Raw genomic sequence first — 14,080 nt, forward strand, 5'->3', positions numbered from 1 at the left:
GAGATGAACTTTATCGATAAGGAGATTGAAGAGTATGCAAAACTTTACACCAGTAATGAACCAGAACTGCTAAAGGAACTTGCGGAATTTACTGAAACCAATATGCCAATGGCACAGATGCTGACTGGCAAGATTGAAGGGCGGCTGTTAAAAATGCTGGTGGCCCTGACTGGAGCTAAGTCAATTTTGGAGATCGGCATGTTTACTGGCTACTCCGCACTGTCACTTGCAGAAGCCATGCCTGAGGATGGACGTCTACTCACCTGTGACATTGATGAAGAGGTCGCAAAACTTGCCAAGGAATATTTCGCTCGTAGTCCCCATGGCTCAAAAATCACCGTTAAATTAGGTCCAGCTCTCGAAACCCTTTCAAATACAAATGAATCATTTGATTTGGTTTTTCTCGATGCCGACAAAGAAAACTATGTTGAGTATTACCAGTCGATAATCCCTAAGTTAAATTCCAATGGCCTGCTGGTTATTGATAACTGTCTATGGTCTGGTAAAGTTCTCGAGCCAGAGGCTGAAACTGATATTGCCATTCATAAACTCAATCAATTAATTGTCACCGATCACAGGGTTGAAAACGTCGTACTAACGATACGTGACGGGGTTAATTTAGTGCGAAAGCTTTAAAATCAACCAGTTAACATGACTTCAGTATAAAAACTACACAGACTGATACAAAACTGGTAATGTATTTTTTGTTTCCTTAAGAAATACTAATCCGCAGTCAATTTTTCTTATTTTAGTTCGGGTAGGTGCGCATGAGTACAGAACAGAGTAATTGGGTTAATCGCCTCAAGCTACTTGGTATAGCTTCTTTTTCTTTTGCTTTAATCAGTTGTAGTTCTGATTCGGATTCAGAACCTAATCCTTCCACAGAAGAGCAGTTGTCCTGGACACAAGGCGTTTTTGAAGATGAGGATAACTTTAAAGATTTTTGTGAGGTTCCAAGAACTGGTACAGATATCGATGGTGATCCTTGGCCTGATAAACCTGGTTCGACCTTGCATGAAAATCATTGGTTACGCTCCTGGAGTAACAACACCTATCTTTGGTATAACGAAATTCAAGATCAAAACCCTGCAAACTTTAATGATCCATTAGATTATTTTGATGTCTTGAAAACAACCGCAGTAACATCGTCGGGTAACCCTAAGGACCGATTCCACTATACCTATGATACAGATGTATATGAGCAGTTAGTTTCATCTGGCGCTTCGGCTGGTTATGGTGCTGAATGGGTACTGCTTCAGTCTTCTCCTCCTCGTGATGTCCGTGTTGCTTTCACAGAGCCCAACTCTCCAGCTACTAATGCTAACTTAGTTCGTGGCGTAAAAATTTTAGAAGTTGATGGCGTCGATATGATCAACGGTAATGACGTTGATACGCTAAACGCGGGTTTATTCCCAAGTAGTGCAGGAGAGAGTCATGAGTTCCTGATAGAAGAGCCCGGTGGTGCTACTAGAACCGTAGCAATGACCTCTGCAGTTGTAACAACGGATCCAGTGCAAAATGAGAAAATCATAGCAACGGGTACAGGTGACGTTGGTTATCTAACCTTTAATACTTTCGGCATTGTTGATGCAGAAGCCGAATTGATTGATGCTTTTGAAACTTTCGAAGCTCAGGGCATTACTGATTTGATTGTTGACCTTCGATATAACGGCGGTGGTTTCCTGGCGATTTCTAGCCAGCTTGCTTACATGGTTGCCGGTAGTACTGCCACCAGCGGTAGAACCTACAACCAGCAAGTATTCAATGATCAGCATCCAAGCACCAACCCTGTAACTGGCAGCGCCCTAACGCCAACACCTTTCTACAGTACTTCACTTGGTTTCTCTGTAAATCAGGGACAGGCACTTCCACAATTGAACCTTAATCGTGTGTTTGTACTATCTGATGGCGGAACTTGCTCTGCTAGTGAGGCATTCATCAACGGCCTCAGAGGCGTTGATATTGAGGTTATATTAATCGGTGATGATACCTGTGGTAAGCCTTACGGTTTCTATGCGACGGACAACTGCGGTATCACTTACTTTACCATTCAGTTCCGTGGCGAAAATGAAAAAGGTTTTGGAGATTATGCCGATGGCTTTGTAATTGGCGGCAGTGATAATGGCCAGGATGTTGTTCGCGGCTGTGTGGTTGCTGATGACTTTGATCACCTGTTGGGTGATGAACAGGAAGCGCGACTAGCTGCAGCCTTAAGTTATCGCGAGACAGGCTCCTGCCCAGCAGCAACAAAAACACTGAGTCAGGAAACTTATAAACCTTCCAATATTTATGATGAAAACTCACTGTTCAACTCAGCCATTCTGCGTGATCGCATGTTCCTTAAGCAGAACCTGATTTTGACTGAGCCTAAATAGATATGCAGTTAAAACTCTCATTTGTCATTACCTCGATGGTCTTGTTGGCTTCGGCCTGCAAGACCATTGAACCAGCTCAGGCCAAGCCGGCAATAATCAGTAACCCCTCAGCTGAAACAACTGCAGAGTTAACAGAGGTAATATCGACCATATATGGTGGACGACCAGTAACATTAGCTCCTGATGTACTCACCGAGACTAATATCCTTTCTATCCAGATAGCACCTCATGAGAAAGATGGGCTGCCGGTTATGGGGGCCATTGAAGAGATGCCCCGTCAGTTTCAGTTGCTCAAGCACGAAAGTGATTGTTATCTCTATGATTCTCAGAACGATACCCTGTATCCATTAGACACGGTTCAGTGCTCGCTGATTAAGATGCCATAATCTGTACTCTAACCCTTGAATTTCACCACCTAAACCCCACATTCTCTGCAAGTATTATCCTTTCTTTTCTATTTATTGCTGAATCAATAACGGAGATTTGTTATGTCGGTAGCGGCTGAAAAACAAACACATTCATTTCAAACTGAAGTTAAACAGTTATTGCATCTCATGGTGCACTCTTTGTATTCAAACAAAGAAATCTTCTTGCGAGAGCTTATTTCAAATGCGGCTGACGCGGCTGATAAACTACGCTTCAAAGCTCTGGATGACGCCAGCCTGTTAGCAGATGACCCAGAGCTTCGAATCCGCATTACTGCTGATAAAGATGCCAAGACCCTAACCATTTCCGATAATGGTATAGGTATGACCGAAGAAGAGGTCATTGCTCATCTTGGAACGATTGCAAAATCGGGTACGGCTGACTTTTTAAGCAAGCTAACCGGTGATAAAAAGAAAGATTCAAAACTGATTGGTCAGTTTGGCGTGGGTTTTTATTCTGCCTTTATCGTTGCTGATAAAGTGACTGTCGTGACGCGTGGCGCGGGTGTTGCTGCTGATCAGGCTGTGATCTGGGAATCTGCGGGAGATGGTGAATTTACCATTGAACCGACCACCAAAGATACTCGAGGCACTGATATTATTCTTCACCTGAAAGACGGTGAGGAAGAGTTCCTTGAGGATTACCGCCTACGCAACATTATCGGCAAGTATTCTGACCATATTTCGCTGCCGGTTGAGATGCACAAAATGCATCATGGCGATGAAAAAGATAAGCCAGCAGAGCCTGAGTTCGAAGCCGTCAATAAAGCGACAGCCTTATGGACTCGTCCTAAAACTGAAATTACGGACGAAGAATACCAAGAGTTTTATAAGCACGTGGCCCATGATTTTCAAGACGCATTGACCTGGAGCCACAATCAGGTTGAAGGTAAGCAGGAATACACCAGCTTGCTTTACATCCCAGCTAAAGCACCGTTTGATATGTGGAACCGCGATCGTGTACGCGGTGTAAAACTTTATGTACAGCGCGTCTTTATCATGGATGATGCTGAACAGTTCCTTCCGGTTTATTTGCGCTTCGTGCGTGGCCTAATTGATTCTAATGATTTGCCGCTTAACGTGTCTCGCGAAATTCTTCAAGACAGCTCTGTAACTCAATCGCTACGCTCAGCAACGGTTAGCCGTGTCTTGAAAATGCTTGAGCAATTAGCGAAGAAAGACCAGGAAAAGTACCAGCAGTTCTGGAATGAGTTCGGTCAGGTTCTCAAAGAGGGGCCAGGCGAAGACTTTGCGAATAAGGAAAAGATTGCTGGTCTATTCCGTTTCAGTTCAACGCACACAGACAGCAAAGAGCAAACCGTTTCGCTGGATGATTACATTGAGCGTATGAAGCCTGAGCAGGACAAGATTTACTACATTGCTACTGACAGCTTCCTAGCGGCCAAAAACAGCCCGCATCTGGAAATCTTCCGTAAGAAAGGTATCGAAGTTCTATTGATGCACGACCGTATTGACGAATGGACAATATCTCACTTGCAGGAATACAAAGATAAACAGTTTGTGTCTGTTACCCAGGGTTCACTGGATTTAGGCAACCTTGAAGATGCAGAGGACAAAAAAGCTCAAGAACAGGCATCCAAAGAACACGAAGATTTAGTCAAGCGTGTAAAAGACGTGTTAGGTGATAAGGTAGCTGATGTTCGAATTACCTTACGCCTGACCAACACGCCAGCATGTATCGTAGCAGGCGAGGGCGACATGCCACTGCAAATCGTTAAGATGATGCAGGCAGCAGGCCAGCCAGTGCCAGACGTTAAGCCAGTGTTTGAACTCAACCCTGAACATGCCCTGATCCAGTTAGTTGAAAAAGAACAGGATCAAGACCAGTTCAACGAATGGGTCGACGTATTGTTCGATCAAGCGCAACTAGCCGAAGCAGGTCAGCTTGAAGACCCTGCTAGCTTTGCCGCCAAACTCAACAAACTGTTATTGAAGTTGGCAAACTAACATCATCAACGCTTGAAATTAAAAGCCCGCAATATGCGGGCTTTTTTATGTAAATAAGAAAGCCATCTGTAGGATATCATTATTGGCGAATGTGTACTTTTCAAGGTCAATTGTATTGCATCTGCACCGCTATTGTTATTAGTCATAACCTTTAACTTAATGATTTAAATAGAGATAAAGAAAATAGTTGCGAGGATTAAGGGATCCGCTAATCTCCTAAATAACCATAAAATCGACACTTGTAAAAAAAGATCAATGATAATAAAGTCTTAGGATTGAATTCGTATAATAAAATGTTATATCGCAAAAAGGATGTTTAGCTAATGAGAATTCTTTCAGTTTTAATGGTGCTCGTGCTATCTGGTTGCATGAGCACTGAAGTAATACCACAAGGACCCACCTTCAATTATTCAAAACAACATAGTAACGATAAGGCTGTCGCATATTTTTACCAGTTTGATATGCCCGGAGTTAATTCTTGCCTGTTGGTTGGCATAAATGACAAATATGAAGGTTGCATTGGTTATCCGGGATTCGCAAAAGTCATGGTCGAACCTGGAAATAAAGAAGTTTCTTTTACCCCTAATGCGCCAATTAAAATCGCTAACTTAGAATTTGAGTTCAACTTTGAGGCAGGGAAAGAGTATTTCTTTGTTTATCAACTTGTTGGTCAAAAATCAGCTTCTGACATAGAAATTAAAACTCAATACAATATGCTTCTGAATTCTACTTATGGTTGGTATTTGGTTGAAAAACACCAAGCTCTTGAAGAGATGAAAGAACTCAGGGCATGGCATAATGCGATATAACAAGTTAAATCAGCGGAAAACCACTCGCTACGCTCGCGTTTTCCGCTGTTTAAAGCGTTAGGCAATAAATAGGTTTGGAACATCATGGAACGTTACCCAGAGAATACAAATATTTCATTGGATGACTTTAATGCTTGTGGTTGGCGCGAGGCATTGGAAGAAGCACGTCGAGAAGACTATTCATCCATGTGGCAACAGCTATCGTCGAGAGCAAGGAAGGCTACAGAAGAAGGTAATTTAGAAGCAGGGAAAGTACTTTGGTTACTTGCAGATGCCTGCTCAATGAGTTTGAAGCCTAATAGTTTGAACGAGCCTTTTGCACCTTTTATGGTCATGGATGGAAAACGTTCGGCACTTCCAGAAGATTTTAAAAATGAAGACATCGAGTTCTTTTCACAAATTATACCTTTTATTGATGAGCCAAAATTATGTGCAAGAATTTCAGATATAGCGTGGTTGCTATTAAAGCCGAAGAATCCTCAGCATGCACTCTCTGCGATAGATAATTATAGAAGTATTGAAATCGGGACCGAAAGTTGGATTCGAGATGGTCGGGAATGTTGGGATAGGGCGATACAGCTATGTTTAATGCTTCGGGCTGGCGCCGGCGAAAGGTTAAAAGAGATAGAGTCAAAAATAGTTGAGGCGCTGAAAGAATCTTCGCCGGAAGATGGATATTTGGCCAACTGGCTGGCTGATTTACTTTCAAAGCACCACTTGGGAGTTAAAGATAAGAAGGATATTGCTGAAAAACTTGAGGCGCTTGCTACTTACTTTGAAGACTCCGGCGATCTTCATAGAGCAAGAGATTATTTAGACGCAGCATCAGAATGGTATAAAAAATCAGAAGATGTACCACAATCCACAGTAATGATTGTTAAAAATGCAGAGTGTTGGGTTAAGGAGGCAATCGCTAGACAGGCTAGTGCTAATCCTAGCAACATGGTTGCCGCGAGTTTTTATGAAAGCGCGATACATAAATACAGAACAATTCCGAAAGCGCTCCGCGATCAACACAATGTTGAGGAAAGGATCGTTGAACTCAGGGGGCTAATGAATGAGGCAGGAGAAAACTCACTTAATGAAATGGGCCAGATTACATCTGGGCCAATAGATATCAGCGAACTAATTGAAAACTCAGTGAAAGCGGTAAAAGGAAAGGAATTATCGGAAGCGCTATTGCAGTTTGCAAACGTCTACAGAGGTGCACGAGCTGACAAAATACGAAGCTTCTCTGAGGAAATGATAAGGAATCACCCCTTGCAGTCATTGTTTGCAGCTACCCATATGTCATCAGACGGAAGAGTGGTTGCAAAGAAACCTGCTGCTGATCTTGGGGGAGAAAATCAAGAGTCAGTCATCTGGCCAGAAATGGTTAAGCACTACGCTATGGAACTCAGCTTGGTAGTACAGGGTGATATCTGGCCAGCTCTTGAAGTAATTAGGCAAGAGCACAGGTTAAAGGAGGCGGATTTTTATTCGGTTGTAAAAAGGTCTCCGGTAGTGCCTCCAGATAGGATTCGGCTTATGGCAAAAGCGCTTTTTCAAGGCTTCGATGGCGATTTTATTAGTGCCTTGCATTTGCTTATCCCCCAGATAGAAAACTTAGTTAGATATCACCTAAAACAACATGGGGAAAAGACAACCAATATAGACATTAACGGCATAGAGAACGAAAACGGTCTTAGCACGCTAATGGATAATCCAAAGGTAGAAGATATCTTTGGAAAAGATCTTTCCTTCGAATTAAAAGCAATATTTTGTGATCCTTTCGGACCTAATCTACGAAATGAATTAGCGCACGGTCTTATCGGGTATGAGGAAAGCCAAAATATATATTCAATCTATGCTTGGTGGCTTACTTTTCGTCTTATATTTAACACCTTTTGGAATGCAAATCGTGCCAACCAACAAGAAAGCGAAGGTCGGGCAGAAGATAATGCCTAACAAATGCATGCACTCGGACAGCCAAAAGCGTCGCTTCTTCGTCGCGCCGATTTTGGCTGCCGTTGATGCGAAGCGTTATAATTCGCGGTTCGATATTTAAATTGTTAATAACAACGAGGTGATTATTATGACTACAGATACGGAAACATCTATTCAAACTATAGACAAGCAAATCAAGAAGTACATCATCTTAGATGTCCCTGCTAATATCATTCTAGGACTCGGTGCTTATTCGCTAATAACTGGAGAGGGAGCAAACATTCATTCTTTACTTGCAAATAATATTGTTGTCTATTCACTGGTTGCTGTTGGCGCGGTTCTAACACTTTGGGCGGGTATTAATATCTTTAAACTCGGCCGTAAGAAGAAGGCGCTACAAACTAACAATGATAGTGTTGCATTTAAAATGATGGGTGATTAAGAAAAGTTTAGTCTTAAAATACACCGAAGCGATACTGGTGCGTTATGACGTAGGGTCTGCCCCCTGGGTACCCTACAGTCATAAGTCTCTAGTAACCTCAATTATTAGTTGTTAGAATCTTGCTAACTCTACAGTTCCACCGCCTTTGGCGGTTTTTTTATGGTTCAGTTTTTAAACAGTCGATTATTTAAAGTTTTGTTTGTGATTGCTTGTTTGGCGATTTTTGCGATGTCGTTAATGCCGGGCAAGCAGTTGCCGAAGGATTTACCTTGGGATAAGGCTCTGCATTTTATTGGTTACGCGGGTCTGGCGTTTCTTGCGAGGATGGGTTCGAAGAAGCACCCCAGTTGGCAAATTGTGATTGGCTGTATTCTTTTTTCTCTCTTTATTGAATTTCTACAACAGTTTATTCCGAACCGTGGTTTTGAGTGGCTGGATTTGCTGGCCAATTCGCTGGGTGTATTGACCGGTGTTGTGGTTGGGTTCTTGTTGAAGCCGTACCTGGTGAAGGAATAAGAGACTTATCCTAATTCCTGAAATAAGGTGTTCAAATAACAATTAAATAGGCACTGGATCCCGCGGTCACAGCCGCGGGATGACAAGTACTACTGATTTAAGGTAGGGGCAGGCCAATGTGCCTGTCCGCATTTTTTAAGTCTCAAGTAATTAGGAAAGCTATACATCCTCCTAATTATAGATGGGTTACGCAATTTTGCTAACCCATCCTATTAAGCGCTCTCCCTGCCACCCACTTATGACTGCAATTCCCTGCAATGGCTCGTAAAACGGGAAATTGGGGGATTTTTTACTTGAGATACCATGCCATTCCAAGTATCTTTAGCGCCTTATAACTCATACTTTGCGACTACTTGTAGGAGATTTCGCAGATGCGCATAATTTTGCTTGGCGCGCCAGGTGCTGGTAAGGGTACACAGGCTCAATTCATTAAAGAAAAGTACGATATTCCTCAGATTTCGACCGGGGATATGTTACGCGCGGCGGTCAAAGCCGGAACTGAGCTTGGTTTACAGGCCAAACAAAAGATGGATGCTGGTGAGTTGGTGTCAGACGACATTATCATTGGTATCGTTAAAGAGCGTGTAAAAGAAGCCGATTGTGCTAATGGTTACCTGCTTGACGGGTTCCCTCGCACCATTCCTCAGGCTGACGCCATGCGTGAAAACAATATCGATGTTGATTATGTGGTTGAGATCGATGTTGATCACGAAGAGATTGTTAAGCGTTTGAGTGGTCGTCGTGTACATCCTGCTTCGGGTCGCGTTTACCATGTGACTTATAACCCTCCTAAAGAGGCGGGTAAAGATGATGTAACGGGTGAGCCATTGATTCAGCGTGACGATGATAAAGAAGATACCATTCGTCGCCGTCTAGCGGTTTACGTTGAGCAGACTAAGCCTTTGATTGAGTACTATTCTGACTGGGCAGCCAAAGATGCTGAGGCAGCTCCAGAGTACGTTAAAGTCAAGGGTGTTGGTTCGGTTGAAGATATTCGTGACGCAATTTTCACGGGTTTGGAATCATAATCCACTCACCTTTAGTTTTATCGAATAAGAGAGGCTGTTTTTGAAAAAACAAGGAGTTCTCCTCTGTAATTTAGGAACACCTGACGAACCGACTCCCAAAGCGGTTCGTCGCTATCTAGCCGAGTTTCTTCATGATTACCGTGTAGTGTCGCTTACCCGTTGGGTCTGGTGTCTTATCCTGCACGGTATTATTTTGCGTATTCGTCCTGCCAGAGTAGCTAAACTCTATAAGTCCATTTGGACTCGAGAAGGCTCGCCTTTACTTGCGATTACCCAGCGCCAACGTAAAAAGCTTCAAATCATGATGAATGATCGTTTTGTGGAGCAGGAATACGGCAAGCATATCCCAGTTGAAATAGCCATGGCCTATGGTAACCCATCAATTCCGAAGGCTTTAAAAGCACTGAAGAATCAGGGTTGCGAACGAATCATCGTGTTACCACTTTATCCTCAGTATAGTTCTGCCTCGACAGCCTCGATTTTTGATCGGGTGGCTAAGGCTATGAAGCAAGAGTTTTTTGTTCCTGAGTTCACCTTTGTCGGTGATTATCATGATCATCCTTTGTATATCAAAGCGCTGGCTGATTCGATTCAACGTCATTGGAATGAGCATGGCAAGGCAGATAAATTACTGTTTTCGTACCATGGTGTCCCTGAGCGTTTCAGTAAAGGTGGCGACCCTTATGAGCAACAGTGCCATAAAACCACTGAGCTGGTCATCAAGGAACTCGGTCTGGAAGAAGGTGATTATCTGACTTCTTTCCAGTCGCGTTTTGGTAAGGAAGAATGGATTAAACCGTATACCGATGCCACTCTTGAAACCTGGGGCAAAGAGGGTGTTGAGTCGGTACAGGTTGTTTGCCCGGCCTTTAGTGCCGATTGCCTTGAAACTCTTGAAGAAATCGCTGAAGAAAATAAAGAAGTCTTTATTGAGAATGGCGGTAAGCATTACCAATACATTCCTGCTTTAAATGATGATGATGCCCATGTTGAAATGATGCTCACATTGATTGAGCAGCGTTTGCTTAAATAGCTCATTAAGCATTTCTGACCAATGGCTTCATTAGCTTCCCTAGAAGAACTCTTTTCTGCTGATGGCCTTTTGGCTGATTATTTTGAAGGCTTTGTCCGACGTTCCGAGCAGGAGCAAATGGCGCAGTCGATTGAATCTGCCATTAAAGAAGAAGCCTCAATCTGTATTGAAGCAGGAACCGGAACTGGCAAAACCTTTGCCTATCTTGTGCCTGCTTTGAAGAGCTGGTATGAGCAAGACAGTAAAATCATTGTCTCTACCGGAACCAAGAATCTCCAGGACCAGCTGTATTTTCGGGACCTTCCTGATATCTGTAAAGCACTGTCTATCTCACCAAAAATTGCCTTATTAAAAGGGCGCAATAACTATCTATGCCAATATCGCCTGCAGCAAAGCCTTGAAAGCGGGCGTTTCCAAAGCCGCTCAATGGTGGATACCTTAAGTCGTGTGAATGACTGGTCCGTTCAAACCTCCAGCGGCGACCTTACTCAATGTACGGATCTGGCTGATAATGACCCGCTATGGTCTTATGTGACTTCGACCAATGAAAACTGCCTTGGCTCAGAATGCCCAGATTATGCCGAATGCTTTGTTGCCAAAGCCCGTCAAAGAGCGGTTTCAGCCGACGTGGTGGTGGTAAACCATCATTTGTTGTTGGCTGATATGGTGCTCAAAGAGGATGGTTTTGGTGAGTTATTACCAGATGCAGATATCGTTGTTGTTGATGAGGCGCATCAGCTAGCTGATATAGCTCATAGCTTTTACGGTAGACGGCTGACCAGCCGACAGCTGATGGAAATTTGTCGTGACACAGAGCTTGAAGCTTTGACCAATGCCAAAGATGATCGTCAGTTGTCTGTAGCTGTCCGTCGCGTAGAAGGCGCCGTTAATGAGATTCGATTGAGTCTTGGCGAGTCTGGCCAAAAGAAAAACTGGCAACAGATTGTTAACCCACAGCGCAAACAATTATTTACTGAACTCAAAAAAGAATTGAGTGCTTTGCATAGCCGACTTGAGCGCCATGCTTCCCGATCTAAAGGTTTGGACTCGTGTCATAAGCGATCTGAAGAGTGTCTGCATACATTGGCGTTTTTCAGCGATAAGGATCAGGAGCTAACAGCCGTTCGCTGGGTTGAAACCTACCGACAAGGATTTGCTGTACTGGAAACACCGCTCGATGTATCTCAAGCCTTTGCGCAAAGCTGCCGTGAGCAATCAACCCGCACCTGGGTTTTTACTTCGGCAACTATCACTCAGGCCAGTAGTAAGGGTGTCAGTGACTTTAAGCATTTTAAAGAGCGACTTGGTCTTGATGAAGCGTGTGAACTTGAATTGCCTAGTCCTTTTGATTATGACTCTCAGGCTTTACTCCACATCCCTCGTGGCTTGGCAGATCCGAGGTCAAAAGATTTTATCAATAGCTGGCAAAAGGCTGTACTACCGATAGTTGAGGCTAATCCGGGTGGTACATTTGTGCTTTTCACCAGTTATTCAGCCATGCACCAGGTTCAGGAATTATGGAAAGATCAGTTATTAGATAAAACGGTACTGATGCAGGGTGAAAAGCCTAAAAATCAATTGATTGAAGATTTTAGAGAAGCTGGCAACGCGGTATTGCTGGCAACTTCAAGCTTCTGGGAAGGGGTGGATGTTAAAGGCCTTGCACTAAGCTGTGTCATCATTGATAAATTACCGTTTGCAGCTCCTGATGAGCCTTTGATTGAAGCAAAGATTCAGGCGATGCGAAAGTCCGGTAAGAATCCATTTTTTGACCTACAGATTCCCGAAGCCATTATTGCCCTAAAACAAGGTGCTGGTCGTTTGATTCGAGATCAGAGTGATCGCGGCGTGCTGGTTCTCTGTGATCCACGATTAATCGCCAATGCTTATGGCAAACGCTTTTTGCGTAGCTTACCGCCAATGCGGCGTACGCGTGAACAGAAGACTGTGATAGAATTTCTTGAAAATCTAACACAAGATTAAACAATTTCCATGTCAAATATCCTTGTCATTGATACTTCTACAGAAGCCTGCTCGGTTGCACTACAGTCAGGTGAGCAAGTTTATTCAAACTATAAAGTTGCACCTCGCCAACATGGCGAGCTGGTTTTACCCATGATTGATAGCTTGTTGGAGCAGGCGCAGATAAAGCTTAGCGAACTTGATGTTATAGGTTATGGACAAGGTCCAGGAGCATTTACCGGTCTGCGTATTTGCATCAGTATTGTGCAGGGACTTGCTTATGGCGCCGGTGTGCCAGTGGTAGGAGTATCCAGTTTGCAGGCAATGGCGCAAGCGGCCTATCAAAGCACTGGTGAGAAGAATATCTTGTCGGCTATTGATGCACGAATGGGCGAGGTTTATTGGGGGGTGTATCAATTTCAGGATGGTCTGATGACATTAGTTGGTGATGAAGAAGTTGCAGAGCCAGATTCTGTCACTATCAGTCAGTTAAAACCGTCTATCATTTATAGAGCTGTTGGCAGCGGCTGGCAAACTTATCCAGATCAGCTTGCACAACGAAGCAATGTATCGCTGGTGATTGAAGAAACGGTTTCTTTTCCTGATGCTGAGAAAATGTTGCCCTGGGTTTCAGAGCAGTTAGCGAAGGGAGCAGCAGTCGACGCAGAGCAGGCTCAACCCGTATATTTGCGTAACAATGTAGCAAAAAAAGTCTCAGAGCAGGGCAAGCCTGCATGAATCTCTAAAATTCAGGAAGTGTTCATAGACTTTGTGTTACACATAAAGCAATATGAGTTAAGTGTCTGATTTTAATTACTCTCTAGAATTAAGACAGACCAGATAAAGGGAGGCATTTAATGCGACAGTATTTAAAATTTTTATCAGTTGGTGCAATGGCTGCTTTGTTAGCGGCTTGTGCTAATGTGCCGGAATCAATTGAGCTTGATAAAGCTAACCGAGTTGATTTTGCTCAGGTAGCTCAAAGCCCTGCAACCTACGCTGGAGAAGAGGTTCGCTGGGGTGGTGTAATTGCCCGAGTGGAAAATCTTGAAAAAGATACTTTGATAGAAGTTGTTAACTTGCCGTTAGACCGTCAAGCTCGTCCAGTTAAAGACAGCCAGACCGGTGGCCGCTTCATCGCACGCGTTCCAGGCTTCCTTGATCCCATGATCTACCAGAAAGGTAAAGAAATCACTTTTGTTGGTATGTTGGGTGAACCCATGCCAGGCAAAGTTGGGAAACATGAGATCAATTTCCCGGTGGTAGATACACGAAGTCATTATTTGTGGAAAGAACGTCCACGTCGTGAATATGTTGAAGTTTATTCAATGTGGGATCCATACTGGTTCTATCACCGTCCTTACCATTGGCCTTACTATTATCGTTATCGTGTGATTCGAGATTATGAACCGCGTGTTGATCCGAACCTTGATAAACAGCCAAATGATCCGCCGATGCCAAAAACAAGGGTTCAACCACGTAGTCCTGAACCTGAAGTCAGAGTTCAGCCGACACCAAGTCCAAGACCTGCTAGCAAACCAAGAGTTAGTCCTAAGTTAGGTGATGGTTTTATAAAGCAGAAATAATTACCAGTAT

The 14,080-nt window shown here is 43.5% G+C and carries 13 protein-coding genes; all 13 read left to right on the plus strand.

The genetic code is table 11. The annotated features are described in order from the left end of the window. Nucleotides 1-3: 3 nt before the first annotated feature. On the plus strand, nt 4-636 hold the full coding sequence (locus CW740_RS04900; RefSeq protein WP_106646486.1) for an O-methyltransferase: 633 nt from the start codon (nt 4-6) through the stop codon (nt 634-636). 131 nt (nt 637-767) lie between these two features. Next, entirely contained in the window at nt 768-2,375 is a 1,608-nt protein-coding gene (locus CW740_RS04905) for a S41 family peptidase (protein ID WP_106646487.1), read from the plus strand. A 2-nt stretch (nt 2,376-2,377) separates the two neighbouring features. Continuing rightward, nucleotides 2,378-2,761 (plus strand): hypothetical protein, encoded by a 384-nt coding sequence (locus CW740_RS04910; protein WP_106646488.1) that lies wholly within the window; start codon nt 2,378-2,380, stop codon nt 2,759-2,761. A 102-nt stretch (nt 2,762-2,863) separates the two neighbouring features. Next, nucleotides 2,864-4,768 (plus strand): molecular chaperone HtpG, encoded by a 1,905-nt coding sequence (gene htpG / locus CW740_RS04915; RefSeq protein WP_106646489.1) that lies wholly within the window; start codon nt 2,864-2,866, stop codon nt 4,766-4,768. Nucleotides 4,769-5,091: 323 nt separating this feature from the next. Next, complete coding sequence (locus CW740_RS04920) at nt 5,092-5,577, plus strand: DUF2846 domain-containing protein (RefSeq protein ID WP_106646490.1); 486 nt, start codon at nt 5,092-5,094, stop codon at nt 5,575-5,577. Between the two features lie 84 nt (nt 5,578-5,661). Further along, nucleotides 5,662-7,524, plus strand: a complete 1,863-nt coding sequence (locus tag CW740_RS04925) for a DUF4209 domain-containing protein (protein WP_106646491.1) — start codon at nt 5,662-5,664, stop codon at nt 7,522-7,524. 127 nt (nt 7,525-7,651) lie between these two features. Further along, entirely contained in the window at nt 7,652-7,945 is a 294-nt protein-coding gene (locus tag CW740_RS04930; protein ID WP_106646492.1) for a hypothetical protein, read from the plus strand. Between the two features lie 159 nt (nt 7,946-8,104). Then, the gene (locus CW740_RS04935) at nt 8,105-8,461 is read left to right on the plus strand and encodes a VanZ family protein (RefSeq protein WP_106646493.1); all 357 of its coding nucleotides are present in this window, start codon (nt 8,105-8,107) and stop codon (nt 8,459-8,461) included. 371 nt (nt 8,462-8,832) lie between these two features. Further along, nucleotides 8,833-9,489: an adenylate kinase gene (adk, locus tag CW740_RS04940; protein ID WP_106646494.1), complete on the plus strand. Its 657-nt coding sequence runs from the start codon at nt 8,833-8,835 to the stop codon at nt 9,487-9,489. A gap of 40 nt (nt 9,490-9,529) precedes the next feature. Further along, nucleotides 9,530-10,522, plus strand: a complete 993-nt coding sequence (gene hemH / locus CW740_RS04945; protein WP_106646495.1) for a ferrochelatase — start codon at nt 9,530-9,532, stop codon at nt 10,520-10,522. A 21-nt stretch (nt 10,523-10,543) separates the two neighbouring features. Continuing rightward, nucleotides 10,544-12,505, plus strand: coding sequence for an ATP-dependent DNA helicase (locus tag CW740_RS04950; RefSeq protein WP_106646496.1), 1,962 nt, complete (start codon nt 10,544-10,546; stop codon nt 12,503-12,505). Nucleotides 12,506-12,514: 9 nt separating this feature from the next. Next, nucleotides 12,515-13,222 (plus strand): tRNA (adenosine(37)-N6)-threonylcarbamoyltransferase complex dimerization subunit type 1 TsaB, encoded by a 708-nt coding sequence (tsaB, locus tag CW740_RS04955; protein ID WP_106646497.1) that lies wholly within the window; start codon nt 12,515-12,517, stop codon nt 13,220-13,222. A 119-nt stretch (nt 13,223-13,341) separates the two neighbouring features. Next, nucleotides 13,342-14,070 carry a Slp family lipoprotein gene (locus CW740_RS04960; RefSeq protein ID WP_106646498.1) on the plus strand — a complete coding sequence of 243 codons (729 nt, stop codon included), beginning with the start codon at nt 13,342-13,344 and terminating at the stop codon, nt 14,068-14,070. Nucleotides 14,071-14,080: the final 10 nt, after the last annotated feature.

The organism is Kangiella profundi (assembly GCF_002838765.1).
Lineage (GTDB): Bacteria > Pseudomonadota > Gammaproteobacteria > Enterobacterales > Kangiellaceae > Kangiella > Kangiella profundi.